This window comes from Paraburkholderia sp. GAS199 (genome assembly GCF_050436585.1).
Classification (GTDB): domain Bacteria; phylum Pseudomonadota; class Gammaproteobacteria; order Burkholderiales; family Burkholderiaceae; genus Paraburkholderia.
Map to the genome: position 1 here is coordinate 1 of NZ_JBNDMM010000006.1, position 26,145 is coordinate 26,145.

At 59.0% G+C, this 26,145-nt stretch carries 25 protein-coding genes and 1 pseudogene; 12 read left to right on the plus strand and 14 right to left on the minus strand.

Annotated elements, in window-relative coordinates; genetic code table 11:
• From P3T18_RS22020 to P3T18_RS22035, 4 genes are all read right to left on the minus strand, one after another.
• Positions 1 to 2,072, minus strand: a 2,072-nt coding sequence (locus tag P3T18_RS22020; protein WP_429302095.1) for a beta strand repeat-containing protein, incomplete at its 3' end; no start/stop codon positions are given.
• 28 nt (positions 2,073 to 2,100) lie between these two features.
• Positions 2,101 to 2,907, minus strand: a complete 807-nt coding sequence (locus P3T18_RS22025; RefSeq protein WP_429302096.1) for a hypothetical protein — start codon at positions 2,905 to 2,907, stop codon at positions 2,101 to 2,103.
• Positions 2,908 to 3,867: 960 nt separating this feature from the next.
• On the minus strand, positions 3,868 to 4,050 hold the full coding sequence (locus P3T18_RS22030) for a hypothetical protein (RefSeq protein ID WP_429302097.1): 183 nt from the start codon (positions 4,048 to 4,050) through the stop codon (positions 3,868 to 3,870).
• A gap of 91 nt (positions 4,051 to 4,141) precedes the next feature.
• Positions 4,142 to 4,975, minus strand: a complete 834-nt coding sequence (locus P3T18_RS22035) for an antA/AntB antirepressor family protein (RefSeq protein WP_429302098.1) — start codon at positions 4,973 to 4,975, stop codon at positions 4,142 to 4,144.
• Between the two features lie 419 nt (positions 4,976 to 5,394).
• On the opposite strand from P3T18_RS22035, the gene P3T18_RS22040 reads away from it, so the two are divergent.
• Positions 5,395 to 5,787 (plus strand): Rha family transcriptional regulator, encoded by a 393-nt coding sequence (locus P3T18_RS22040; protein WP_429302099.1) that lies wholly within the window; start codon positions 5,395 to 5,397, stop codon positions 5,785 to 5,787.
• Between the two features lie 118 nt (positions 5,788 to 5,905).
• Positions 5,906 to 6,133, plus strand: a pseudogene (locus tag P3T18_RS22045) (phage antirepressor KilAC domain-containing protein); the annotation flags it as partial.
• Here the strand turns inward: P3T18_RS22045 and P3T18_RS22050 are convergent.
• A complete protein-coding gene (locus tag P3T18_RS22050; RefSeq protein ID WP_429302100.1) occupies positions 6,111 to 6,998 on the minus strand; it encodes a hypothetical protein in 888 nt (295 codons plus the stop codon). The pseudogene P3T18_RS22045 and the gene P3T18_RS22050 overlap by 23 nt on opposite strands.
• 455 nt (positions 6,999 to 7,453) lie before the next feature.
• Positions 7,454 to 8,224, minus strand: coding sequence for a hypothetical protein (locus P3T18_RS22055; RefSeq protein ID WP_429302101.1), 771 nt, complete (start codon positions 8,222 to 8,224; stop codon positions 7,454 to 7,456).
• A gap of 203 nt (positions 8,225 to 8,427) precedes the next feature.
• Between P3T18_RS22055 and P3T18_RS22060 the strand changes: the two genes are divergently transcribed.
• The 4 genes from P3T18_RS22060 to P3T18_RS22075 all read left to right on the plus strand — a co-directional run bounded on the left by P3T18_RS22060 (position 8,428) and on the right by P3T18_RS22075 (position 12,773).
• Positions 8,428 to 8,625, plus strand: a complete 198-nt coding sequence (locus P3T18_RS22060; RefSeq protein ID WP_429302102.1) for a helix-turn-helix transcriptional regulator — start codon at positions 8,428 to 8,430, stop codon at positions 8,623 to 8,625.
• Between the two features lie 46 nt (positions 8,626 to 8,671).
• Entirely contained in the window at positions 8,672 to 8,992 is a 321-nt protein-coding gene (locus tag P3T18_RS22065) for a hypothetical protein (protein ID WP_429302103.1), read from the plus strand.
• 34 nt (positions 8,993 to 9,026) lie between these two features.
• Positions 9,027 to 9,560, plus strand: coding sequence for a hypothetical protein (locus P3T18_RS22070; protein ID WP_429302104.1), 534 nt, complete (start codon positions 9,027 to 9,029; stop codon positions 9,558 to 9,560).
• A gap of 495 nt (positions 9,561 to 10,055) precedes the next feature.
• Positions 10,056 to 12,773 carry a phage tail tip lysozyme gene (locus P3T18_RS22075; protein ID WP_429302105.1) on the plus strand — a complete coding sequence of 906 codons (2,718 nt, stop codon included), beginning with the start codon at positions 10,056 to 10,058 and terminating at the stop codon, positions 12,771 to 12,773.
• Positions 12,774 to 13,087: 314 nt separating this feature from the next.
• Here P3T18_RS22075 and relB read toward each other — a convergent pair whose 3' ends face one another.
• On the minus strand, positions 13,088 to 13,354 hold the full coding sequence (gene relB, locus P3T18_RS22080) for a type II toxin-antitoxin system RelB family antitoxin (RefSeq protein WP_429302106.1): 267 nt from the start codon (positions 13,352 to 13,354) through the stop codon (positions 13,088 to 13,090).
• Positions 13,355 to 13,429: 75 nt separating this feature from the next.
• Entirely contained in the window at positions 13,430 to 13,837 is a 408-nt protein-coding gene (locus tag P3T18_RS22085; protein ID WP_429302107.1) for a hypothetical protein, read from the minus strand.
• Between the two features lie 323 nt (positions 13,838 to 14,160).
• On the opposite strand from P3T18_RS22085, the gene P3T18_RS22090 reads away from it, so the two are divergent.
• Genes P3T18_RS22090 through P3T18_RS22100 form a run of 3 tightly spaced genes read left to right on the plus strand, consistent with a single transcriptional unit; the run spans position 14,161 to position 16,319 of the window.
• Positions 14,161 to 15,270 carry a hypothetical protein gene (locus P3T18_RS22090; protein WP_429302108.1) on the plus strand — a complete coding sequence of 370 codons (1,110 nt, stop codon included), beginning with the start codon at positions 14,161 to 14,163 and terminating at the stop codon, positions 15,268 to 15,270.
• Between the two features lie 9 nt (positions 15,271 to 15,279).
• A complete protein-coding gene (locus P3T18_RS22095) occupies positions 15,280 to 15,696 on the plus strand; it encodes a hypothetical protein (RefSeq protein ID WP_429302109.1) in 417 nt (138 codons plus the stop codon).
• Positions 15,693 to 16,319, plus strand: a complete 627-nt coding sequence (locus tag P3T18_RS22100) for a hypothetical protein (RefSeq protein WP_429302110.1) — start codon at positions 15,693 to 15,695, stop codon at positions 16,317 to 16,319. Before P3T18_RS22095 ends, P3T18_RS22100 begins: the two co-directional genes overlap by 4 nt.
• A 316-nt stretch (positions 16,320 to 16,635) precedes the next feature.
• On the opposite strand, the gene lplT is transcribed toward P3T18_RS22100, so the two are convergent.
• A complete protein-coding gene (gene lplT, locus P3T18_RS22105) occupies positions 16,636 to 17,934 on the minus strand; it encodes a lysophospholipid transporter LplT (RefSeq protein WP_429302111.1) in 1,299 nt (432 codons plus the stop codon).
• 276 nt (positions 17,935 to 18,210) lie between these two features.
• Entirely contained in the window at positions 18,211 to 19,014 is an 804-nt protein-coding gene (locus P3T18_RS22110) for an inositol monophosphatase family protein (protein WP_429302112.1), read from the minus strand.
• A gap of 383 nt (positions 19,015 to 19,397) precedes the next feature.
• On the opposite strand from P3T18_RS22110, the gene P3T18_RS22115 reads away from it, so the two are divergent.
• Together P3T18_RS22115 and cysE are read left to right on the plus strand one after the other, a co-directional pair.
• Positions 19,398 to 20,243, plus strand: coding sequence for an RNA methyltransferase (locus tag P3T18_RS22115; protein WP_429302113.1), 846 nt, complete (start codon positions 19,398 to 19,400; stop codon positions 20,241 to 20,243).
• Positions 20,244 to 20,446: 203 nt separating this feature from the next.
• The gene (cysE, locus tag P3T18_RS22120) at positions 20,447 to 21,397 is read left to right on the plus strand and encodes a serine O-acetyltransferase (RefSeq protein ID WP_429302114.1); all 951 of its coding nucleotides are present in this window, start codon (positions 20,447 to 20,449) and stop codon (positions 21,395 to 21,397) included.
• A 270-nt stretch (positions 21,398 to 21,667) separates the two neighbouring features.
• On the opposite strand, the gene P3T18_RS22125 is transcribed toward cysE, so the two are convergent.
• From P3T18_RS22125 to P3T18_RS22140, 4 genes are all read right to left on the minus strand, one after another.
• Positions 21,668 to 22,465, minus strand: coding sequence for a UDP-2,3-diacylglucosamine diphosphatase (locus tag P3T18_RS22125; RefSeq protein WP_429302115.1), 798 nt, complete (start codon positions 22,463 to 22,465; stop codon positions 21,668 to 21,670).
• Between the two features lie 37 nt (positions 22,466 to 22,502).
• On the minus strand, positions 22,503 to 22,997 hold the full coding sequence (locus P3T18_RS22130; RefSeq protein WP_429302116.1) for a peptidylprolyl isomerase: 495 nt from the start codon (positions 22,995 to 22,997) through the stop codon (positions 22,503 to 22,505).
• Between the two features lie 138 nt (positions 22,998 to 23,135).
• Positions 23,136 to 23,717, minus strand: a complete 582-nt coding sequence (locus P3T18_RS22135) for a peptidylprolyl isomerase (RefSeq protein WP_429302117.1) — start codon at positions 23,715 to 23,717, stop codon at positions 23,136 to 23,138.
• Between the two features lie 48 nt (positions 23,718 to 23,765).
• Positions 23,766 to 24,491 carry a tetratricopeptide repeat protein gene (locus P3T18_RS22140; protein ID WP_429302118.1) on the minus strand — a complete coding sequence of 242 codons (726 nt, stop codon included), beginning with the start codon at positions 24,489 to 24,491 and terminating at the stop codon, positions 23,766 to 23,768.
• Between the two features lie 244 nt (positions 24,492 to 24,735).
• Between P3T18_RS22140 and cysS the strand changes: the two genes are divergently transcribed.
• Positions 24,736 to 26,133 (plus strand): cysteine--tRNA ligase, encoded by a 1,398-nt coding sequence (gene cysS, locus P3T18_RS22145; protein WP_429302119.1) that lies wholly within the window; start codon positions 24,736 to 24,738, stop codon positions 26,131 to 26,133.
• Positions 26,134 to 26,145: the final 12 nt, after the last annotated feature.

Genomic DNA, 26,145 nt, shown 5'->3' on the forward strand with positions numbered 1-26,145 from the left:
ACTGTCTCGCCTCCGCCATGAAGGCCTACACTGGCCCCGGCAAGGATATTCACTCCGTTGTTGGAGCCGAAAATGTAGGCTTGAGAATTGGTATCCACCAGAATGCCGGTCGCTTCCCCGTCTGCGGCCTTGGCGCCATACTGATCACCGTTCGCATAAACCGCATCAAAGACGCCATTCGTGCCAGTCAGATACGCCAGCGCTCCCGCAGCCGAGTTGACTGTCTCGCCTCCGCCATGAAGGCCTACACTGGCCCCGGCAAGGATATTCACTCCGTTGTTGGAGCCGAAAATGTAGGCTTGAGAATTGGTATCTACGAGGATGCCGGTTGCTTCCCCGTCTGCGGCCTTAGCGCCGTACTGGTCGCCGGTCGCATAAACCGCATCGAAGACGCCATTCGTACCAGTCAGATAAGCTAGCGCGCCGGCGGTTGCATTGACTGTATTGCCACCGCCGTGCACGCCTACGCTGGCACCCGCGGCAACATTCACGCCGTCGTTAGAGCCAAAGATGCTGGCCTGCGCGTTGGTTTGCACATCGATACCGGTCCCTTCGCCATCAGCAGCCTTGCCTCCGAACTGCGCACCGGTTGCGTAGACCGTGTCGAAAATCCCACCTGTACCGTACAGCGCAGTCAGCGAACCGGCAGCTGCATTGACTGAGTTGCCACCGCCGTGGATACCAACGCTGTCGCCCGACGTGACGTTCACACCATCGGCAGTGCCGTAAATCTGAGCTTGTGTGTTTGCACCGAAGCTGATTTGGCCTTCCGCTGCATTCACAACGTCGCTACCAGTCAAACTGTATTGTCCACCAGTCGCGTTGAGCGTGACGTTGGTACCCAGAATGTTCAGATTGTCGCCAGTCGCTCCGTTTATGGTGCCGCCACCGCTAAGGCTTTTAATTGTAGCCGTCGTAGATACAAATGCAGCCTCGGTCGTAGCATCACCAAGGAGTACGGTTATATCCGTTGCGCCCGCAAGATTCGCTGTATCAGCATTCGCGCCCGTGCCTTCGAGCGTGAACGTACTACCGGACGCATTGCCATTAGCCGTAATGCTATTTCCGCCGCCATTCAGCGATGCGGCAACGGCACCTGTTTGAAGCGTTACCGCATTATTGTTCCCTGCAATGTTCGCTTGATCGGCTGCTCCGGAATCACCCGCGCCAATAACGACATTTGCGCTAGACGTACTAACAACTCCGTTAGCCGAAACCGTCGTGTTTGCGCTAGCGCTGGCGTTGACTAAAAGGCCATCTTTGAGCGCTGTAACAGTTACCGTAGGCGATGTAACAGGTAATGCCCAAATATCCTCCGTGACTGTATATTGTGGTACACCGTAAATATCTGAAAATGTATTGATATATTGGGTTAATGTTGTTCCGCTCGAATCTGTGTATTGGATGCCACCATCAATGGGCTGCCCAATTTGATTCTGTGGAGTAGCGCCCTTAACAAAAGATGCGATATCCGCCCCAACATTAAAAACATTTTGATTTACCCAGCTTTGGGCCTGTTGCGCAAGCTGAGGGTCGGGGTTGTGTATAGCCGCCCATTCCATAGCCGCCGTTAATTGAGCTTCACTAGCTACCGGCCCCGTTACCGGCGTGCTCAATTGTCCGAGCATTGATTGCCAGCTTGACTCCATATCGCTCGCACTAAGAACTTTTCCCGGAGTTGATAATGTCCACGTCTGCGGCCCCAAGTTAAAATCAGCGAAGACCTGAGTGTGAAATGCCAGTGTCTGAGAATAGGTTAGGTCCGCATCTACTGTTCCTGTCGAACTAGCGGCTGCCGCCGATTCCAAGGCTGAAACCCACTGAGTAGCCATGTCTTTTTCAATGGCCGAAAGTGTAGTCGGAGTAATCGTCACTCCTTGGGACTTAGCGCTGGCAATGAGGTAATTGACAGCAGCCGCGCCTGAAAAACTACTTCCAGAGACAAGGTCACCCGCCAAAATAGCGTAGTTATAACCTTGGTCAGCCATAAAACCATAAAAACCGGAAAGATTGCCGGCGGCAATCATAGCGCCAGCTTGCTGAAGCTCTGAAACGGTCATTGATGCAGCCATGCGACCCCCTCTATAAAAATTTGATTAGTTATTTATTGATAAATGAATGCACGGTTTTCTTTATTTGCGACTCGATTTCATTCCATCGTGGCAGATCTGCTTTCGTATAGAACGCTTCCGCCATTACATTGAGATCTGGAACAAAAAAATAATGTTGGCATTCGTCATAAGTATCGAACGGAGCAACATGGACGCGATGCGTCTTGCACAATATTGTTGTTCGCGATGACTTCTGATAGAAGTATTCAACATGTCCAACTGGGTTGTCATCGACAGATTGAACCGACTCATAGTGTATCAAGCCGTTTTCGAGATTTTTGTCGCGAACGAAAGGGCCCCAGTGTGCATCATCCTCATGAAGTTTCTCTGGCATATCCAATTGTGCCAGATCGACACGGTGTCGATTATCAAAGTCGGCCATCATCCAAGATTTCATAAAGGAGGGGTGAGCCTTGGTGCTTGCAGCACTCCAATCCTTCCAGTCTTGAGGGGACACTCTCGGCGAAAAATTAGAAAGTCGGACGAGAATTCCAAAATCAGAAATATTTTTATATTGAGAATTTCCAGAAGACTTCTGTTTTTTTCTTAACGGTATTTCGTTTTCATATGTAACATCAGATACAAGATAGTTCTTTAATATTGAAAGATGGACGCCGTTCATCATTCCAGTCACGTAAGACTTCGACGCGTTACTTTCATTGTCTTGAAAGCCAGTCTCACCTATGTTGCTCGCAATAGCCTGATCTGGAAATCGCTCGCTGGCCTTGGATGTATCCCCCATAAAAATAAGAAACATCACAGCGAGAAAATTTAAGTTTCGAATTAATCCGCGCATTTTTATTTTCACTCTGTTCTTAGGCTGCAGAAAACTAAACAAAAAATCTACGCCAAACGATTATTTATTTGACGAAATGTTAAAACAGTGGAATACCGCGATAGCTCATAGTCCACGCTCTGCCTGCCGTTGACGTGATTAGCAGCGCGCTGATGCCGCTGTTATCGGTCTACCGCTTAATCCTTGATGGTCTAGGGCTGTACAGAAATCAATTTCATTTTGCCTTCAAAATTATTTCATTACAATTTCTTACTTGACTTTTCATGGCTATCTGATCACGTGGCTTACCTGTATGTCAAGTTTCCTCGGACAAATCTTTCGAGAAGGCTTTTAGGAGTCGATACGGGACGAACAGATGGCTCGTCTCAGCTACGCTTAACACTTTTGTTGTGCATAAAACTTTGTCGCTTTCAGTGCGTGGTGAATAGCAACTCATCCGTTGCCGCGCGCAGGGGCAATTTCATAAGTCGCTCTCTGGCGCACATATGCCTATTCGCCCCTAGCCAGCCAATCCGCTGCCTGAGCCTTAAGTTGGGTTAGTTGTATCTGGATCTTCTTGTCGCCAACCTTCAGTGACTGGGTCAGCTGCGTGAGATAAGCTCGCTGCTCCTTTTGGTACGCACTAGGGTGGTCTGGATCTGCTTCAACCATTATGCGTACCGTATCGCTTAGCTTATGCAGAACGCGGAACGCATGTAAAAGACTCTCAGCCTGTGCATAAACGTCCACGATCAGCCGTCGCAGGTTCGCATCGTCGACTTTCCCCAGCCGTGCGCTGTTGTTCGGGTAGATTACGAATACACGTTTGCGAGGTGGAGCGGGCAGCGAAAGTATTTCGTCATCGCCGGTTTCTCTGAGTCTCTTACCTAGCGTCGGAGCGTAGTCGTCCCAAACTACCGTAAGCTCGTCGATTACGGCTTGCACGAACGCCCGGGTCTCTCCAGCGTCGTCGGCACGTGCTTAACGGATCTGGCCTTGTGCTACCCACGCTGCTCCGCCTATGGCGGCGATCGCACCGATTGCTTGCGCCCAAGCCGCGGTCGTCTGTCCATATTGACCATTTAAAATAAGTGCAAGCAGCATCGCAACAAAGAGCACGTACGCTCCTCTTTTTAACCACGGCCACCAATCCATTCGATGCACTGCGTTCTCCTTCTTTTATTTACTTTAGAGCACACATTACAGCACACGAAAATGGGACAGGCCCATTGTCGATCTGCGGGCGTGACCTCGCTTACGAAAACGTCTTCTCGATTGGAACAAGGGCGTTGATCGTAGGCATTGCCGCCCCGCATCGATACAATTGCCGTGCCTTTCCTTCCACGCCAAGGTCATTCGCAAGAATCGGACGCGATTGATCTTGCATTGGAAGGCGTGGTTTGCATGCCGAGCCAGCGCGAAAGTTTTTATGTTCGGGCGCGCCAAGCCAGATAGCCTCGGCGCCAATGATGACGGTCAGAAGTGTTGCGCCAGGATAGACGCGGGCTACAAAACGTTCGCACTCCGGACGACTGCTACGAAGGCCGATGCTCAACTTCTGGCGCTTGCCGTTAAGAAGGATCGTGACAGTCGCTGGCTTCATGGTTGCCCACTTTACCGGCTTGTCTCCCTTGCTGTTCAAACCATGCTCAACCTCCTTGCCGCGGTTGAAGCAGGAAACACAAACGGAATGGTTTTGGACCAGACGAAAGCGGCCGATCAACGCTGCGACTTCGAGCGACGACATGACGTGATCGGCAGGGCTCGGCTCTACGGGGAGACGACGCTCGCACTCGATGAAGTATTTGCGCGCTTCGCGGCCCTTGTCGTTGCGCTCTACCATAGCGAGCTCTTTCGTCATGTCCAGAGACAGGTGATAGTGCGTCCTGCCGTCGCCACCCTCCTCGAGCCTGAGAAAAAGGGTAGTAAAATCAACGTTGTACGTGAACCCGAAATCAACGATGCGCTTCTTGATCCAGTCGGTGAAGTCCGTTCCAACAAGCAGGAACTTATGAAGGTCGCGCCCACTAACCGTTTTGATGCGGTCCAGGCCGACTTGATGCTCGGATAGCGGAATCAGTTGGTTCATGGTTCGCCGAAGGGGAAGGCCCTCCAGGACGTAGTCAAGCGGCGCGCGGTGCGGGCGGCTGGCAACTCGCGAACCATGCGTGCCGGCATTGCTTCGGCCGCGTACTTCAGCGCGCGGTTGGTGGGGTGGTAGTCGAAGTGCAGTGCGCCGAGTGTGGCGCGCACGAGCATGGTCCCGTCGACACGATCTGCGCATGCGGCACCGAGTGCGGCGATATCGGATACGCCCTCAAGTGCGTTCGCAACGCGCACGTGACCCGCGAGAATCCGCACGAATTCTGATTAAAGAAGTGCCGCGCGTCACGCGAGAGCGCGAGCGCAGCGCGCAAAAGACAGTGCGCTTAGGCGACTTCTAAAATTGTTTTTAAGGGAAGAACAGTTGCGCTAGATTCTGCGCAAATCGCAACTTTTGAAGTGAAAATGGAAAAAGTACCGAGCTTGAGCGGGGTTCAGAAGATGAGCAGCCGCGAGATTGCCGAATTGACCGGCAAGCGCCACGACCACGTGATGCGCGACATCCGCATCATGTTGGTCGATTTGTACGGGCCCGGGCGTGTCCCCAGTTTTGGGGATACCCACCGCAACGAACAGAACGGCCAGGCGTACACGATTTTCTTGCTGCCGAAGCGCGAGAGCCTGATCCTCGTTTCGGGCTATAGCATCGTTATGCGTGCGCGCATTATCGACCGCTGGCAGGAACTCGAAGCTTCCTTCTGCCGAGCGGTTCGAAGAGTGGGTTGTTGGCGAGGTTCTCCCAGCGATTCGCAAAACGGGCTCTTACAGCACTGCGCCCGTGCTTCCGAACTTCGCTGACCCGATTGCCGCCGCCCGCGCATAGGCCGATGCGAAAGAGGCTGAGCAGCACGCCGTCGCGCAACTTGAGGCAGCGAAGCCCGCTGTCGCGTTCGTCGAGCGCTACGTCGCTGCCGACGGAGATAAGGGGTTTCGCCAAGTGTGGCGGCTTCTCAACGTGCCGAACGAGCGCGGCTTTGCTCAGTTCCTCGTCGACGAGGGAATCATGTACCGGCTCGATGGGAAACTCGTGCCGCTGGCAAACCAGCGCCACACCGGCCGCTTCGTTATCAAGGCGGGCGTGACGCGCGGCGAGAACGAGCACGCATTCAATCAGACGAAATTCACGCCGCAGCTTCGTTGGTGACGCCGTGCTCGCGCGCGTAGTCGGTGACAAGGACCGTGCGTCCGTCCATGGTGGTGCAGCAGCCAGCCCACTCAGATTCGTCCTGCTCGTCTTCGGCGATGGGCCTAGGCGAACTGAGTTCATCGGCGACCGGGTCAACGGGCTCGCTGACGAACTCGGCGACCGCTGCCGGTGCGGCGGTGACGGGAATGGGCGCGGACGGCTCTGCGGGGCCGCTCCCCGGAATCGGGGTAGTGGGCTTAGCCGCCATTTCTGCGGGGTAGGTCTCGCTAGAGATCTGCTCAAGCTTGCGCGCCCCGGTCTTGCGTTGCTTCGCTTCATACGCCAGCACGTCGTCTATCCAAATCTTGACGAGTTCGAACTTGCGGCGCTCAGCGTGTCGGCGCGCTTCCGATACCCCGGTAGTGAGGCCGATGTCGATTCTTTTGAGCTTGGCATTCTTGCGAATCAGGATGGTTGTCGGCTTCAGGCCACCCCACTTCTTCGGCGTCGAGCCCTTAGAGTTTTCGCCCTTGATAACCTCGCGCTCTCTGTTAAAGCACGATACGCAAATGGTTGCGTGCTTTACTAGGCGCATCGCACCCTGTAGGCGCGTGTTCGTATGGCTGGTCTTTTCGCATCGCGTGCATGACAGCGAATTTTTCGCCATGGCGCGTTCGTGGCGATTCAGGGTTTCGTCGTTCAGAGCGTCGATTGCCGTGCGCGATTTCACAGCCGCGTGCATCATGCCGACGGCGCAACCACGGCACGACACGCCTTTGTGAGCCAGAAAGTTTGTCTTGCACGTCGCCGCGCTGATGTCTGCGAGCAACGGTCGGCAGTGGAACGCGGGAGGGAGATCGGTGTACGCGTCGTTCGGGTGCATGACCACGTCCTCAACGCGCATCGGTGCAGCCAGTTGAATCGTGCGCCCGATTGGTTCGTGTCGCGCTGCTGCCCCGTATCTCATGCTTCGCCCCAGTGTCTGTACAGGGCTCAGAGTTTCATCACGACCGGGTATCTGAGAAGGGGGCTGCGAGATGAAAAAACAGCGGCTCGATAAGGCTTTTTGCGCAACGAGCGGCAATGAAAAAGCCCGACGAATCGGGTTCGAAACACCGTGAAATCTGCAAAGTTATTTTCCTGCGGTCGCTCTCTGCAATCGCATGAGACTGCCCGCGTCGGATAGCGCCAAACGCTCGCCGTTAGTGTTCAGGCTGGCCTCAACCGCGGCAACATCGCGCATGTCGGCGCGGCCGGATGCGATAGCGCGCTGCGTGACCTCGCGGACTTGTTCGCGCGGAGGAGCGGCAACGCGGCAGATCATTACGCTCTTGCGTGTCATGGCTGGGCCCCGCGATGGGTGTCGGCGATTTTCTTCATCAACTCGTCCGGGATGCGGCGGTCCATACTGAGCGCAGTGCTGACGTAGGCCGCTTCCGCCCCGGTGATCGCGCCTGAGTTCAAGCCCTTCATGCAGGCCGCCTCGACCTGCGATTTCGTGAGGAGCTTCGGCTTCGCGGGAACCGGATCGCCGCCGACGGTAATGCTCGCAACGCGCTTCGAAAGAGACTGCCTGCGCAGCGCTGATCCGCCCGCGAGCGTCGTGCTATCCGAGTTATAGCCCGCTTCCAGTGACTTCAGCAGGTTCGGTGCCTTCATTCCAAGATTCTTTGCGGCCTTGTCCAGGCCCGGCTGTAGTGACTTCGCCAGCGCGCCTTTCGCAGGTGCCTTCGGAACTGCTTTGAGTTCGCGGATGAGTGCCGCTTGGTCCAGACCGTCGTCCGTCGGCACTGCCTTCGCCAAGTGCTCTGCGCCGCCGTTCTCGCGAACATATTCGCGAAGGCCAGTCCTGAGTTTGGCGAACGCCCCGTGATTCTTGCCGCGCTTGCCCTCTGTGCGGTGCAAATGGTCGATCAGGTCGGCTGCCGAGCGGTGGGGCTTGCCGTCTTCGCGAAGTGACGTGCGGCGGACGGGTTCAAGCGTTTCGTCGCGCGTGCTACGGCGGATATTCACGGCGACATTCTGGCCGGGACTCTTCACGTCCGCGCTGCCGTCGAGGTTCCGCGTGAGCGCGGAATGATGCTGATTACCCTTGAAAAACGTGTCCACGTCATTGCTCCTGCGGCCGAGCCGCGTCTGTGTGATCAATGGATAGATGGTTGCGTCACTACCGTGTTGGGAGGGCCAGTGATTGCAAGTGATAACAAGTGCGCCGCCAGCATCACAAGTAATCGCAAGGCACCACACAAAAAGATTCGTGACGACAAAGTAGAGCCATCGAAGCAACTGACATCAACTCGGAGGTATGCAGTGTGAGCGATACCGTAGCCGGGCAGGGTGCCGACCTGATCAGCATTGCAGATGTGGCCGTGATTCTGTCCGTATCAAAGCAAGCCGCCGCGCGCATTGCGGAGGGTTACGATTTTCCGAAGCCATTCCGCCTGAACGCGAGGACGATGAAGTACAGCAAGACAGCCGTGCTCGCATGGCTCCAATCGAAACAGAGCTGAAGTTATGACAAACAAACCGAACACCAAACGCGCCGCGGAGGCCGATATGTCAAAGGAAGATCTTTCCAAGCGCATCGCCACGGCGAAGCTTGACCTGAACACGGCACTGTTGACCGGCGACCCGACCGCAGCCCCGCGTGCAGCATTGCGTGCACTCGAAGCACAGCACGCCGCTATCGAGCAGCAGGAAGCCGCTCAGGTCGCGGCACAGCAGGCCGCGAAGCAGCGCGCCGAGCAGGCGCACGCCCAAAGCATTGACGATGCCGCAGCGGAGATTCTGGCAGCCCGCAATGCGCGCTTGGCCGCCATGAACAAGCGCTTTTCCGTGCGCCCGATTTTTGATGCGCGCGGTTCGTCCCACGCGTAAGACAACCGACCGAACCCATACAGGAGTATTGACCATGTCCGCTGTCCATAAACTCGCCACCGCACGCGCTGCACTCGTAAGCGCATCCGAAAGGGCAGAAGCCGCGCATGACGCTCACTCGAAGCTGCTCGTTCGTAAGTCGGAATGCGACTCGAAGGCCTCCGAAGCAATCCGCGATGCGCACGACGGAAAGATCGACGAAGCAACTGCCGCGCTGCGCATGTCGATTGCCAGCCATGATTCGAAGGACATTCAAGCCTTGCTGGATCAGTCGGCCCCAGTGCTCTCCGGTCTGAATCAAGAAGTGGCCCACGCGCAGGCCGTCTGCGCAGAGGCAGAAAAGGCCATGAAACGCGAGGAATGGCAGATGGCCGCGAACGACCTAGACCGCAGCCTCAAGGAAATTGAAGAGACCTTCCTTGCCGCTCTTGCCGAGCGCGCACATCTGGCGTACCTGCTGACGGGCAAGGTGAGCGCGGCCTCCTCAATGTTCTCGTACTGGCAGCCGACCGCTGAATTGTCCCAATCCGTGACCCGTTTCATTGCGCCTGCTCAACGTAAAGTTTAACCATTCACGCGGGCCGCTTCGCGCGGCTCAACCTATACCCAATCTTTGGAGTTTTGCTATGAACCAGTCATTTTCGGAGAGCGCTTTCGCTTCCCTCGAAGCCCGTGACGCAGCCCTCGAAGCGACGCGCCGGTACGTTGAACGCCATCATGACGAGCGCTATGTAGGCTTGGTATAGACCACGCTTACGGAATCGCAGATACACGAACTGATTGGCTACCGCATGCAGCATCGCGACCTCGAAAAAGCGCTAGACTTTCCGAATGTCGGTCTGCGCTGTAGCGCCGATGTTCTTCGTGGACGCTCATGCGATCGAAGAGCATTTCAAGCAACAGGACGCTCTTCTCGCATCGCCGAAAGCGTAACACTTTGCGCGGGCCGCCGCGCGCGGATCTACCGATGAAGCGGCCCATCTTTTTAGGATTTTTTCGTTGATCTGCGCCCCGTGTAGTGACGACACGATAGAGCCATATAAAAGCATACGGAGCGGCAAAAATGGCTGACGTGAAGATTGGAGTTGGAGCAAACGTAGGTGGCGTGGACGCCGCCATTCAAAAGATCACTGCGTCCATGAACAAGCTGGGTGCAGCGGTCGCGGCGAATCAGAAACAACGCTTCGAACCTGTCGATATGAAGCTGATGTCGCGCGATCTCGCGCTCATCAATAAGCAGTTTCAGCAGACCCTTGCGCTCTCCTCGCAGCTTCGCAACGCGCTGAAGGCGACCGGCCAGTCTAACGCGCATATCTCTCAGATCGACTTTTCCACGCTATCCACGGACCCGCGTATTGCGCAACGCATGCGCGATCGCGCTTTCCTGCATGCGGTGCGCGGCACAGCGCTCGATCCGACGCTATCGAATGACGTCGACGACAAGGGCAACGTCGTCCCGCCTGCGCCACCGCCAAAGTCTCCCGGCGGCTTTGGAGGGGGTGGCGGTGGAGGCGGCCGTGGCCCCGGTGGAGGCAATGGCGGCTCGGGTGGTGGCGGTGGTAACGGCGGGAACGGTGGCTCGTGGTGGCGCCGTCGTCCGCGCAGCCTAGGCACCGCGACCGCGCTCGCTGTAGGAAATGGGATCGGTGGGCCGATCGGGAACGTGATCACGGCGGGGATGGAGGGTGGCCCGCTGGGTGCAGGGCTTGCCGCGCTTACTTCTGGCATCGGCGCGGCTATCTCGTTCGCATCGCAGGGCGTTGACAAAGCCAAAGAGCGCAATCTTGGGCTCGATACGTTGAAACGTTCAATGGGCGATGTCGGTGTCGCGTTTGAAGACCTGAGCGAAGCGTCGTGGAAGGCCGCTCAGGGCCTCACCATGGCGAACACTGATTTCGTCAAGATGGAGCAGGTCGCGAATGATGCGAGTGGTGGCAGTTATCGCACGCCTTCAGAGGTCGCTGCCGTGACACGCTCGGGCGTGGAGCTGTCTCGCGCTTACGGCCTCGACCCTAGCCAAGGCGTTGGCTTCGTGGGCGGGATGCAACGAATCAACCCGCGCCAGAGCAATAAGGAGCTCGCGACGGCGATCGCCGAAGCGATTGAGAGTAGTCGCGGCAATGCGACACCGAGCCAGGTCATGCTGGCAATGCAGTCATTTGCTGCTCAGCAGAATCGTTTCAACGCCGGCGCGACTGACCTGAATCGTTTCGGCAATGCATTCGCGTCTTTGCTCAGCGGCGATGGCATGACCGCTGATCACTCCTCTTCGATTATTGGGCAAGCCAACTCCGCGATGCAGCAGCAAGGCGGAACTGAGGAATCGAAGAACTTCACCTTGCAAGCGTTCGGCGCTCTTGATCCTATCCGCGCAGCAATGCGCGCAGAGGGCGGCCTCTTCGGTAATGGACTCGACAACAAGGAAATCGGCGCCTACATGCGTTCGCATGGCGTGGGCGGCTGGGATGACCTCAACCGTGGGCCGAGTGGGACCAACTTTAGCGTAATCCGTGACTCGTTCGACAGGGCTTATAGCGGGCGCGGCCAGTACGGCGCGGAAATGGAGCTCGACGCCGAGAAGAACTATTTTGGTCTGAAGTCTTATGCCGATACCGCGTCGTTCATGAAGATGAGCGACTCGGATCACAACGGCATTACGAGCACTCTGAAGAACGCTGGCGTCGACTTTAAGGACCTCCGAGAGGGATCGCTCCAATCCATCGCGGGAATCTCGCGCGCGGGCGACTTCAGCGATCTCAAGACCCTGATCGACCGCGAAATTCTGAGCCGCACCGACCTGAGCGATTCCGACCGGGACACGATCTCGCGCGCGTCAAAGACGGGAGATTTCCAAACCCTCGCCAACGCCGCGACGCGCGTGGCGGCAGGGAAGGGCCAAGCCGACGACGAGGCGACGGTTCAGCGCAGCATTGATTCGAACATCGAAGATATCAAGACGAATATCGGTTCGAAGCTGATTCCGCTGACGCAGATCGCGGCACAGGGGCTAGTGGCCATGGCGAACAAGGTCGGCGCGGGCTTACAGGACCCGATGCGCGACGGCGGCTCGATGTTCACGGGGCCTGTGCGGCCGAACGCCTCTGATGCCGCCGTAGCTTCTGGCCCTGCAGGGCCGGGCGGCAGTGTCTCTGAGTCGCCAGCGTTCGGCCCCGACGAAACCGGGAAAGAGTGGATCAATAAGAGCTACGGCGCAGTCATCGGAAAGGGTTTCAGCTACAACGGCGCAGTGCGTAACGCAATGAAGGAGCTGGCCGATCTTGGCGTCGACGGAGACCACGCGACGGCCATCCTCGCGAGCGCGGTGCGTGAAAGCTCGATGAGCCCGTCGACCTCTGCTCAGGGTGGCCACATGTACGGCCTTTTCCAGTTTGACCCTACGCGTCAAGCCGACTTCAAAAAGGTCATGGGCAAGGATATCCACGGCTCGACCGCAGAGGAGCAAATCCGTTACATGGTTCAGTCCATGCAGCCGGGCGGTGAGGAGGCTGGGCCAGGCAAAGAATTTTGGGGAGCGAAAAAGGACCTCGCCGGACTCTTCACGAGGAAGATCGAACGCCCCGCCGAGCCCGGTAAGGAAAGCGACATTCGCACTGGCATTGCAAGTCAGCTTCAGGGCGACATTGTGATCCACCTGAATCAGAGCGTCACCACGCCGAGCGGCCAGACGAAGCAAAAGACCCTGTCTACGAAAGTTCAGAAGCCATCTCCTTATGGCAGCTTGAGCACCCCGACAATCATTGAGCTTCCGAAGGGCAACTAAGTCATGGACGTAAATCTCCAGAAGCCCGACATGTTGGTGCTGCAGGACGACGTTAGTGCTCTGACCTTGCAGGCTGGCATGGGCAGGCAGGCCGGAACTTGCGAAGGCCCGACGATTTAGATGGCGGGCGACGCCGGCTTTCTTGGTACGGTGGCCTCTGCAACTGCCTTTATCGCGATTGCTATCGTGGACCAAGAACGCGCTCGCAGCATTATCTCGTCGTTGAACTGCTAACGCACCAAAGACCGGCATCTGATCTGGCGGCATCAATGCGCTCGGAGATATCTTGGCACCTGCTGCGCGATCGGTCCTACTTAATCAGCGCGGAACTTCCTGCCCGGCTCGATAATTGGGTCGGCCTCCGCAGGCATCGCCGAGTCACATGGGACGCCGGGGCGCGTCCTGTCACGGATTTTAGCGTTGAGTTTGGAGCGGATTCTCGCCATTGCTTCGTCATGCGGAATCGACGGTCGCGGATCTGCGAGCGACCGCGCGATCTTGGCGCGAAACCAGCGGTCATAAGCCTCGGCTTCTTCAGCCGTGGCGAATTCCGAAACGATGGGATTAATAGGGATAGCCATTCGATTAGTATAGTCTTGGTCCGTTTCGCTGTGTTCGTCAGAAAACACCTCAAAGCAGACGCGAAACTGAGAGGTCTAGTACTTCTGCCCGGTGAGTCGGTCCACGACATCGGTGAGCATAGCCTCAATCTTTGACTTGATCGCGTCCTCCGACTCACCGCCCTCAATTGCCTGCATCATTTGCACGGTCTGCGAGGCGATCCACATAAATAATCCCACGCCTGGGTCGCCGAATGCTTTGACCTCGTCAGGCAGCAGATACATACACAGCGCCCGGCCATGCGGCGTAAGTGCGGCGGCTGCGCTCGCGGCCCGCGCTTCACGCTCAAACGCCTGCAGTGGATCCTGAGCGCCCTCGTCGCCACAGTGCCACGCGGCACGCAGAGACAGGACGTGCGCAGCGAAATGTCTAACGAGGCGTTCGATTTCGGCATGGGGTATGAGCGACGGAGTGCGCTTCGCTATTGTCATACTCTCATTCATTCGGAATTTTCCAAACAATGCGTCGCGCCCGCGCCCGGCACCCAGCTTCGATGGGCGGATGAGGTCTGTCCGACGCGGGTCGACGACGATCCAACTGCAATTGGATTGTAAGCGTCGAGAATCTGCTCTTGTGACCAAATTGGTTTTTCGTGTATCCGATCGACTCGCATGTCCTAATCAACCAGTGCCGCCTATGCTTCGTGCATCCCGGCTGGTCATTTTTTTAGCGTCGATGACCCTTGGCGTCCAAGTCTCTTCCTGAATATCACCAATTGCTGTATTTTACCGCCCAAACTCGAACAGATATGAGAGGGCGCTAAGGAATGAATGCGAGAGACCAAAAGGCGACAGAACAAGAACTGAAGCAAGATATTTTGGACGTCTTGGCAGCACTGCGGGCGAGGCAGGAATGCTATCCGTTTAGCATGGTGCGAAACCAGTTAAAGGCGGCTAAGATGCCGACCTCCAATGGATGGCCCCCATTAATTGAGAAATTCGTTGAGATGGTTGCCTCTCGTGAGCGCTTGTTGGAATGTCGAGAGGAACTGCGCCGAATCTATTTGCAGTCCCTCGTGGTAGGCACTCGGGCCATTTCGATCTTCGAAGTTGACAAGCGAGAGGCTAATGTCGCAGCCGCCAATATCGACGCGCTCCTCGATGTCACGAGTGATTTTGCGCAGGCTTTCCCGCTACCAGTTTCCGATGAGAAATTGCGAAAAGCAGGTTTCAACGGTGTTTTCTGCGCAATTCGAAAGTATGAGGACGGCGCAGTACGACTGATCGCGTGCTGCCGGCGAGCATTCAGGACCCGAGAAGCGATCGACGTTGCAGGTCTGGACGGCGATGCCAAAAACGCGCTTGAGGGCTTTGACGAGGTAATTGGAGTAAAAAACGGTTGGGTACAGGCGTTTGATTCAATCGTTGTGCGTCCCGTCGAAGGTACGATCGAGATCCAGATTGATATCCCGTGCCGTCTCACTCGCGAAGACTTCGGCAAGGCACGAAACTTTTATACCGACCGCCTTAATGGGTTGTTTGGCGAACGGTTCAGGAACGAAAAGTGGTTGATGCTACCGAGGAATCTTTACCCGTTGATCTCTAAGCTTTATGCACGTAACGACGGGTACGTGAATAGCTTGGGACATGCCACCACAACAAAATCGATCAAAGAAGAGCGCATGCGTGGAAGGCAGTCCGATCTGCGTAAAGAGACTTTCCATGAGGAAGGTATGGCGGCTATTAATGGTGCCACTGACGAGTATTCCATCCGCAAAGGCTGGGACACTGCCGACGGGCAACGTACACCGACAGTGCTCATATCGGGCCATTTTGGCGCAGCGGGCGGCGCGAATCCGCAAGTCGGGTACGCTTTCATCGATGGTTGCGCGGACGAGGATGACTTTGCAATGGTTATGAGCAAGCTGGTCCTGTAGGAGGAGAGGGTGGAAAAGGCAACGATGGTGGCGCGTATCGACGAGGACCTTGGGCGGATTCCCGAGGTTCGACGCGCGTGCCTTGCAATCGTTGAATACCTGTCGGTCAACCAAGAGGTGCTCGACAGGGTTACGTTTGGCATGTTGAGCAAAATTGCGGGTACACCTGAGGTGACCGGCGTTCTCCCTGCTGTTCAATATCTGTCAGGTTCTCGGCTCCACCTGTTCGATCCTAGATTCGAATTTATTGATGTGGACAGAGGCTCGGCAGATGAGGTGCCACTTGATGCGGTGGCGCGCGCACGTTCCGAACAAAAGTTCTATCACCCTCGAACCGGAGAGCCAGTCGAGAATTTCGAAGAATGGCTGATGATGTTCTTCGTGCTCAGTGAGGAAGCTCGTTCCCTTAGGGAGCATCGGCGATGAACGAGTCGATGTCGTTAGCGGACTTGAAAAAGGCAGCGGTTTTTCGGCCTGAGCTCGGCCTTTTTGTAGATCGATTGCTTGTACGAGACTATGCCGATTTCGTCCGAGTGCTATATCTCGATCTGGATCAGTGCATTGCGAAGCTCGAAGAAGATCCGGGCGTTCGTCAAGGCGACGGAGAGGACCGGCTGACGGCTGAATTGATCAGCATGCTGCATTCGCGTACCTATGATGCTTCGCATGACGAGAAGATTGGCGGACACTCGGACATTGTGGTGAGGCACCACAATGGTTATTTATGGGTCGGCGAAGCCAAAATTCACAGCGACTACGATTATCTTCAGAAAGGATTCAATCAGCTGACGACTCGCTATAGTCCGGGCACACCCAACGCAGACCAAGGCGCTTTTATCGTCTACGTTCGAAACAAAGACTGCGCGACCGTCGTAACGAGGTGGAAGGAAAGGTTGCGAAGCGTCAAACTCGCGGAGTATGCGGAGGCAGAATGTGCCGTGAGACAGGAACTTGGGTTTTATTCCACGCATAAGCACGAAGGATCCGGCCGCCCGATGCGCGTCCGACACATCGCCATAAAGCAGCACTTTGATCCGCAAGATCGTTAGCTGCATGCGGATAAAGTCCTGAGAAATGTTGGTAAGTGCGTTTTCGTGTTGGTATAGGTTCCGGTATGACTGAGGCTAAAAATCAATACCCAGTAACGTTGTGGTACTGCTGCATCATCGGCGTATGTTGTGCGACGTCGCTGGCCGCTGCGGTTTGAATGCCCATCCTCGGTGTCTTCTTGCGTTAGCTGTTCAGGGCGAGAGTTTAACCCGTCAACGTGGCGCGCGGACCCTGACCGAACGGCCAGGCGAACAGACCCGCTTTTCCGCGCCGCGCAACACGTATTTGGGCCGGTCCGGCGAGGCGACGTCCTGCTTATTCCTCGACCAGTTCGCGCATGTTGACCGTGCGTTCGTTGACGGCGCTGCGCCGTTTGGCGAGCCACATCATGAACGTGATGAAGCTGCCGAACACCACGATGATCCATTGCGCCGGCATCTTCGCGGTCAGCAGCAAGGCGTAGACGCCGAGCATGAGCAGCACGGCCAGGTTCTGGTTGAAATTCTGCACGGCGATGGAGTGTCCGGCCGAGAGCAGCGTTGCGCCGCGATGTTGCAGTATCGCGTTCATCGGCACGATGAAAAACCCAGACAGCGCGCCGAGCAGGATCATCAGCGGATAGGCGAGCAGGATGTAGAGAGGCAGCACGTAGCTGCCGATGCGAATGCCCGCGCCCGCCGGGAACAGATCTTTGTTGTAGAACGCCATGGCGATCGCCACGAGGCCGGTGAGAATGCCGATCGGCAGCACGCGCAGCGATTTTCGCAGGGGAATCAGTGCGGCTGCGGCGGAAGCGCCGACTGCGATACCGAGGCCGGTCACACCCTGCATCACGGCGGCTTTCGAAAGCGTGAGCCCGAGGTTCACGTTGGCCCATTTGAGCACCAGCAGTTGCAGCGTGACGGCGCCGCCCCACATCAGCGTGGTGACCCACAGCGCGATCTGCGCGAGCTTGTCGGCCCACAGCACGTTGAAGCAGTGGTAGAAGTCGCCGACCAGTTTCTTCGGTTCGGTCAGGCGATTCGGATAGCGTGCGCCGGTATCGGGAATGAAGATGTTGATTGCCGCGGCGATCGCGTAGGTGATCATCACGGCGAACATCGCGAGATCGGCCGACGAGCGGATCAGCGGCCATTGCGCATGGGCGACGAAGCGGTCGGCCACCGTGCTGATCAATGCGCCGCCCATCATCGTGCCGACGATCGTCGACAGCACCGTGGCCGATTCCAGCCATGCGTTCGCCTTGACCAGTTTTTCCGGCGGCAGCAACTCGGTGAGAATGCCGTACTTCGCGGGCGAATACGCGGCCGCGCCGAAGCCGACCACACCGTACGCAATCATCGGATGAACGCCCGCGATCATCATCAGGCAGCCGCTCGCCTTGAGCGCGTTGGAGACGAACATGACGTGGCGCTTTTGCATCGCGTCTGCGAAAGCGCCGACGAACGGCGCGAGCAGCACGTACGAAACGGTGAAGAAGATCTGCAGGAGCGGCGTGACCCAGGCGGCCGAGCGGATGACCGAGAGCAGCGCGATGGCGGCGATCAACAGGGCGTTGTCTGCCAGCGACGAAATGAACTGCGCCGCGATGATTGTGTAGAAGCCTTTTTTCATGAAGCGGATCGGAAGCTGCGCGAACGGCTGGCGCGAAGGGGCGCGATCAGGAACGCGCAAAACACCCGGCGAGACGATGCGTGAGCCGGCGCGGCATCTCGCTTTGTAGCACGAACGCCGCACGCATGCAGACGCTGCGGCAACGAAAAAGCGGCCGAAGCCGCCTGTTTTCGATTCCGCGGAGCAGCCCCGGCGGCGCGCTGTGCAGCGCCGCTTCGACCGCTCATGCTGCAACCGCCGTTACGTGACTCGTGCCGGCGTTGCAGCGTGACCGCCTTACGCCGATTGCTGACGCGTGCGGCTATAGCGCGACAGGATGGGGATCATCTGCGCGTAGATCTTCGGGTTGCCCGCGACGATTTCGCCGATGTGCAGGAAGTCCGAATCACCCGTGTAGTTGCCCACCAGGCCGCCGGCTTCCGTGATCAGCAGGCTGCCCGCGGCGACGTCCCACGGATTCAGGCCTTGCTCGAAGAAGCCGTCCATGCGGCCGGCGGCGACGTTCGCCAGATCCAGCGCGGCGGCGCCCGGGCGGCGCAGGCCGGCGCAGGCTTCGGTCATTTCGGCGAACTGGCGGCCGTAGGCTTCGAGGCCGTCGGTTTCGCGGAACGGGAAGCCGGTGCCGATCAGGCCGTCGGCCAGACGGTCGCGCTTGGCCACGCGGATACGGCGGTCGTTGAGGAACGCACCGCGGCCGCGCGAAGCCGTGAACAGGTCATTGCGAGTCGGATCGTAGACGACTGCCTGCGTCACGATGCCCTTGTGGGCAAGCGCGATGGAGATGCAGTAGTACGGGAAGCCGTGGATGAAGTTGGTGGTGCCGTCGAGCGGATCGATGATCCACTGATATTCGGACTCGTTGTCCGACTTGCCCGATTCCTCGGCGAGAATCGCGTGATCGGGATAGGCGGTCTTCAGCGTGTCGATAATGGCCGCTTCAGATGCTTTGTCGACCTCCGTGACGAAATCGTTGTGCTGTTTCTTGCTGACCTGGATGAGATCGAGGTCGAGCGATGCGCGGGTGATGATCTGTGATGCGCGGCGTGCGGCCTTCACAGCGATATTGAGCATGGGATGCATGAGACTGGATCCTTGTGCCGGGGCAGCACGGCTGCTTGCCGGAAAATGAGCTGAACGCCATCGGACAGCAGGCGCGAAAACAGCACGGAACGCACGCCCGCTGAAAAACACGGTGGGCATTCCGTCGACGGAGACGAATTGAATAAGAACGGGGCGACCATGCAAAGCCGGACGCGAATATTGGTATTTTACCTGAGTCCGGGCGCGGCGGCAGTAAAGTGCTGACGCTGCCACGACGGCGCCGTGCGTGTGCCGTGTATGGTCTGACCGGGCGCGAGTTGGTCCGCTGTGCGCCTGACGTGGCGCGATTTTTCAGGCCGACGCGCGCGAGGCGCTACCATACGCGTTCTTTCAACGCCTCATCGAGCCTGCCGAATTTCATCGTGGACCATACCCACCATTCATCCGATCCGACCGTAGCCGACCTGCGCGGCGGTTTCACGTCGACGCGTTTCGTGCTCGTCGAACCGAGTCATCCGGGCAATGTCGGCGCTGCCGCGCGTGCGTTGAAAACCATGGGCTTCTCGCGCCTCGTGCTGGTGTCGCCGCGTGTGCCGCACGTGCAGAGCGACCCCGAGGCGATCGCGATGGCGAGCGGCGCCGATGACGTGCTGGCGTCCGCGCATGTCGTGCCGACGCTCGCCGACGCCCTGAATGGCGTGCATTGGTCGATCGCGTTGACCGCGCGTCTGCGCGAATACGGTCCGCCGCAATGGACGCCGCGTGCCGCGGGAAGTCTTGCGCGCGACGAGGCCTTGCACGGCGAAATCGCGCTGGTGTTCGGCAACGAGCGCACCGGTTTGTCGAACGAAGATGTCGAGCGTTGCAGCGCAATCGCCCATATTCCGGCCAATCCGGCCTACAGTTCGCTCAATCTCGCGCAGGCGGTGCAGGTGCTTGCCTACGAATTGCGCACGGCCTATCTGTACGGCCCCGAAGCGGCCGCCACGGCCGCCACGGCCGCCGCCCGTACGCCGGCGCCGGCGGAGCAGGGCGAGCCCGTGGCGGCGCGTGCCGCGAGCGACGAGATCGAAAGCATGTACGCGCATCTGGAAAGCGCGCTGATCGCGCTCGAATTTCTCGATCCCGCCAATCCGAAGAAACTGATGTCGCGCCTGCGCCGTCTGTTCGCGCGCTCCGGCCTGGAGCGCGAAGAGGTCAACATCGTGCGCGGCATTGCCAAACACATTCTGCTGAAGACCCGGCGCCCGGACGGCGACGCCTCCTGAGCCGCGCGGCGCGGCCACCGCCGCCGCGCCGACGACCTTGCCGCCAGAGTGGGCTTGCGGCAGGTTTGCCGCGTTCGCCCTACAATCGCTCGAAACGTTCTAAGCAAAGCTGTCGATCTGCTATGCGGATGCGCCGGCTGTGCGCCGCGTGCCGCCTTGTCGCGCCGGCGGCTTTCATCCCACTACTACGTCCCGTCCCTGCCATGTTCACGAGACTTCGCGAAGACATCGCCACGATCCGCGAGCGCGACCCCGCCGCCCGCAGCGCCTGGGAAGTGCTCACGTGCTATCCAGGCCTTCACGCGCTCGTGCTGCACCGCTTCGCGCACGCGTGCTGGCGGATGAAACGCCGCTGGCTCGCGCGTTTCGTTTCGCAGATGGCGCGCTTCATGACGGGCATCGAAATCCATCCGGGCGCGACCGTCGGCCGGCGCGTGTTCATCGATCACGGCATGGGCGTCGTGATCGGCGAAACGGCGCAGATCGGCGACGACTGCACGATCTATCAGGGCGTGACGCTCGGCGGCACGTCGCTCACGCGCGGCGCCAAGCGCCATCCGACACTCGAACGCGGCGTCATCGTCGGCGCGGGGGCGAAGGTGCTGGGCGGCTTTACGGTCGGCGCCGACGCGAAGATCGGCTCGAACGCGGTCGTCACGAAACCCGTGCCGGCGCGTGGCACGGCGGTGGGTAATCCGGCGCGGATTATTGTGCCGGCTGCGGCTGCGGCTGCGGCTGCGGCTGCTCCGGTATCTGTTTCTGCCGGTGCGTCGGCGGCGGTCGAGGCGGCTTCCGGACAGGCGCGCGTGACGCAAGAACCTGCGTTGAACGGCGTGTCGGGCCGCGCGGCAAACGGTGCGGCCAGGCGCGCCGGAGAGGCCGCTGCATGTAACGAAAAACCCGCTTCGGAGCGCAGCGCGTTTTGCGCTTACGGCATCACACCGAATGCCGACGATCCCGTGTCGCTCGCCATCCACGGACTGATCGACCACGCGGCCGCGCAATCGCAACGCATCGACGAAATCGTGGTGGCGCTCGAAAGGCTGGGTACGAGTCTCGAAGGACTCCAGGGCGCGGACCGGGCGTTGCTCGATTTGCGGCGTCTGTCGGCGGCAATCGCCGGCAAGGTGGATGGCCTGCCGGCCGAGCGTTGATTGGTCGGGTGCGGTTTTGAGCCGGCGCTAATGCGACTGGCGCGTCTGTTCGATTTGACGGTGTGAGAGTGGCGTTCGTTGCGCTGATCAAAGGGCAATGAGCAACGAGTCACACAGCAAGGCGCTGGTTTGTGCGGCCATTGCGCCGCGGCGTGCTTTGCAGCACAAAGATGAGCGCCGGGTTCGCGCATGCCGCGTGCAAGCGTTGCATCGTGCATCGCGTCGTAGAGCACGGCGCCGACGTCCTGCCTCATGCGCGGTCGCTCGAACTCAATCGAGCGGTAGCGCGCGGATGCCTTCGGCGTCGATTCGCAAATAACCGCCACGGCGCTCGCCGTGGTCGAGATCCCAGTCCGGCAGCACCCAGCGCGTGCCGTCCGGTTCACGATGCCGCGCCGGACGATGCGTGTGTCCGTGAATCATCGTCGCGGTTTTCGACGACCTGAACAACGACGCCACGCCTTTTCCCGTCACATCGTATTTCGGCGACACCGGCCGCGAGCGGCCATGCTCGCTCTTGGAGCGCATGCGCTCGGCCAGCGCCTGACGCCAGCGAAACGGCCAGGCGAGAAACAGCATCTGCGCGAAACGGCTACGGGCGAAGCGGCGAAACCGCTGGTAGCCGCGATCTTCGGTGCACAGGCCGTCACCGTGTGCGAGCACCACGCGGGTGCCGAAGGCCGTGATCACGAACGGATCGGGCAGCCAGATCGCGCCGGCCGCTTTCATGAAGCGTTTGCCCAGCAGAAAATCGCGGTTGCCATGCATGATGTACAGCGCGATGCCGCGCTCGCTCAGCGTGTGCAGCAAAGCCGCCATGCGCGCGACAAAGGGCTCGACGAGCATGTCGTCGCCGATCCAGTACTCGAACAGGTCGCCGAGAATGAAAACGGAATCCGCCTGCTCGGCGGTGATGCGGATGAAGTGTTCGAACGCGGCGACCGTGTGCGGAATCGCCTCGCTCAAATGAATGTCGGAGAGGAAAAAAAACGGGCGTGCGGCGTGCGGGCGTTTGCCCTCGCCAGGCACGCCCGCAGCGACGCTTCGCAGCGGCGTTTCTTGCAGCATTGAAGGTGCCTGATTCTCGGTTCGAGCGGATCGACGCTTAGTCGACGATCACGGCTTTTTCGATCACGACGTCGTCGACCGGCACGTCCTGATGGAAGCCCTTCGAGCCCGTCTTGACCTTCTTGATCTTTTCGACGATGTCGAGACCTTCGACCACCTTGCCGAACACGGCGTAGCCCCAGCCCTGCGGCGTCGGCGACGAGTGGTTCAGGAAGTCGTTGTCGTTCACGTTGATGAAGAATTGCGCCGTGGCCGAGTGCGGGTCGTTCGTGCGAGCCATCGCGACCGAGCCGTTGACGTTCTTCAGGCCGTTGTTCGCTTCGTTGGTGATGGCTTCCGCCGTCGGCTTCTGCTTCATGCCCGGTTCGAAGCCGCCGCCCTGAATCATGAAGCCGTCGATCACGCGGTGGAACACCGTGTTGTCGTAGTGGCCGGCCTTCACGTAGTTGAGGAAGTTCTCAACCGACTTCGGCGCTTTTTCGGCGTTGAGTTCGAGTTTGATGACGCCGTGGTTCGTATGCAGTTCAACCATGATGGAATCCTTTGATGAACGGGGTGGGTAAATGGCGCGGCGAGTCGTCCAGTTGCATGACGACGGGCTGCGCCGGGGCGTTGATTCGAGGCCTGCGGTTGCGCGGCAGCGAGCCTTCGCTGCCGTCTTTTTCCAGCGTTACTTGCCGACTACCGTGGCCGACTCGATCACGACGGCCTTCTGCGGCACGTCGCTCATCGGGCCGCGCGTGGTGGTGGGCGTGCCTTCGATCTTCTTCACGACGTCCATGCCGCTCGTGACCTTGCCGAACACCGCATAGCCGTTGCCGTCCGGGTTCGGATAGTCGAGGCCGGCGTTGTCGACCGTGTTGATGAAGAACTGCGCGGTGGCCGAATTCGGGTCGCTGGTGCGCGCCATGGCGAGCGTGCCGACGCTGTTCTTCAGACCGTTGCGGCTCTCGAGCGGAATCGGCGCGCGCGTGGGCTTCTCGGCGAAGCTCTGCGTGTAGCCGCCGCCCTGAATCATGAAGCCACGAATCACGCGATGGAAAATCGTGCCACTGTACTGGCCGGACTTCACGTAGTCGAGGAAATTGGCGACCGTTTTCGGCGCCTTCTCCGGGTACAACTCGACGCGGATGTCACCTTCCGTAGTCTTGAAGAGGACGGACGGATGCGCGGCTTGCGAACCGTTCTGGGCAAATGCGGGTGCGTTTGCGATCAGGGCGGCGCTGCCGAGCGCCAACATCAACCATTTCATGAAGATCCTCAGGGTTGGAGAAAACGTATTGGCAAAATTCGTGACGGCTTACTTCGACGGCGCCATGTAGGGCGGCATGGCGAGCGAGCCGTTCGGGCCGCCGTACTGGAAGCCCGGCGTTTCGACCATGGGCATGGTGGTGCGCGACGTGGAATCTTCGGTGGCCGCGGCCTTCCTGACGGGCGCCGGCGTTTTCGACGGCGTGACGATCTTCTGGATGTCGGCGAGGCGCTGTGCGGCGGTGGGGCTCGCCTTGCCGAGGCTCTGCGCGCGGCGATACGACTCGGCCGCGAGACGCAGGTAGAGGTCGCCGAGGTTTTCGTAAGCGAGACCGTAGCCGGGGTTCACCTTGGTGGCGGTTTCCAGCGCGGCGCGCGCTTCCGCGTACTGACCGTGCTTGGCGTAGAGCGCCGCGAGGTTGTTGTACGGCTCGGGCAACTCGGGATACAGCTGCGTGAGTTCGGTGAAGGCGGCGATCGCTTCGTCGTCGCGGTTCAGGTGGGCGAGAACCGTGGCGCGCTTGAATTTGGCTTGCGCGTCGTGCGGATTGGTGGCGATGCGCGCGTCGAGCTGGGTGAGCGAAGCCTGCCAGTTTTTCTGCGAAATCGACGCGTCGATTTCTGGCGTGTTGTCGCGCACGGCCGGTCCGGTCGGCATGGTGGCGGATTTCTGCGCGTACGCGGAAGCGCCCGGCAAGACCGTGAGGGCAACGGCGCAGAATGCCGTCGCGGCGAGGGTCGCAGCGCTGCGCGCGCGGCCGCTGGAAGGTTTCATAGGCTCAGGTCTGGATGTTATACTCCGACCCATTCTAACAAAAGGTCTGCGCGTTCCGTCGAACCGCAAACTGTCTTTTCGCCACTCGTGGTCGTCTCCGCCATGATCGCAGTCTGACCGCCGTACCAGGTGCGCCGGTTTGCTGCTGTGCATGTTGCAGTAAAGGTCGTGCCGCGGTCAGTTCGCGGGGCGCCTCGCGCACGAAACACATTGCGGATTTCTTTCGACCCACGCACCGTTCTCTATGGAATCACTGCGCATCTACAACACGCTCGCGCGTGACAAGCAAACTTTCGTGCCGCTGCAAGCAGGCGTCGTGCGGATGTACGTCTGCGGGATGACCGTGTACGACTATTGTCACGTCGGTCACGCGCGTGTGATGGTCGTGTTCGACATCGTGCAGCGCTGGTTGCGCACGCTCGGCTACGACGTGACCTACGTGCGCAACATCACGGACATCGACGACAAGATCATCCGGCGCGCGGTGGAGAACGGCGAGACCATCAAGTCGCTCACGGACCGTTTCATCGACGCGCTGCACGAAGACGCGGACGCGCTCGGCATCGAGCGTCCGAACCTCGAGCCGCGCGCCACGGATTTCATTCCGCAGATGCTCGGCATGATCGAGAAGCTCGAAGCGAACGGCTACGCGTATCAGGCGGCCGACGGCGACGTGAACTACGCGGTGCGCAAATTCCAGGGCTACGGCAAGCTCTCCGGCAAGTCGCTGGAAGATCTGCGCGCGGGCGAACGCGTCGCGGCGAACGACGCGAAGCAGGACCCGCTCGACTTCGTCCTGTGGAAGCAGGCGAAGCCGGACGAACCGGCGGACACCGGCTGGGATTCGAAGTACGGCCGCGGTCGTCCGGGCTGGCACATCGAGTGCTCGGCCATGGGCTGCACTTTGCTCGGCGAACATTTCGACATTCACGGCGGCGGTCAGGACCTGCAGTTCCCGCACCACGAAAACGAAATTGCGCAAAGTGAAGCTGCTACCGGTCAAACGTTCGTCAATTACTGGATGCACAACGGCTACGTACAGATCGACAATGAGAAGATGTCGAAGTCGTTGAATAATTTCTTTACGATCCGCGAAGTATTGGCGCAGTACGATGCCGAAGTCGTGCGCTTTTTCATTGCGCGCGCGCATTACCGTTCGCCGCTGAACTATAGCGACGTACATATCGACGACGCCCGCAGCGCGCTGACCCGTCTTTACACGTCGTTGAAAGACGTCACGCCCGACAGCGAGGCGCTCGACTGGAACGAAGCGCATGCGCAGCGTTTCCAGGCGGCAATGAACGACGACTTCAACACGCCGGTCGCGGTGTCGGTGTTGTTCGAATTGGCAACCGTAGTGAACCGCACGCGCGACCCCGCGCTCGCCCGTCAGTTGCGCCAGCTCGCGCAAGTGATCGGCCTGCTCGGACGTGAGCCGCGTGCGTACCTGCAGCAGGCTGCGGGCGCATCTGTGGAAGGCGCGCTCGACACCGCCGCGATCGAAGCAAAGATCGCCGCGCGCGTGGCCGCCAAGCAGGCGAAGGACTATGCGGCAGCAGACCGGATCCGGGCCGAATTGCTCGAGGCCGGCGTTGCACTCGAAGACAAACCCGGCGGGGCGACAGAGTGGCGGCGCGTGTGAGCGCACCTCGTA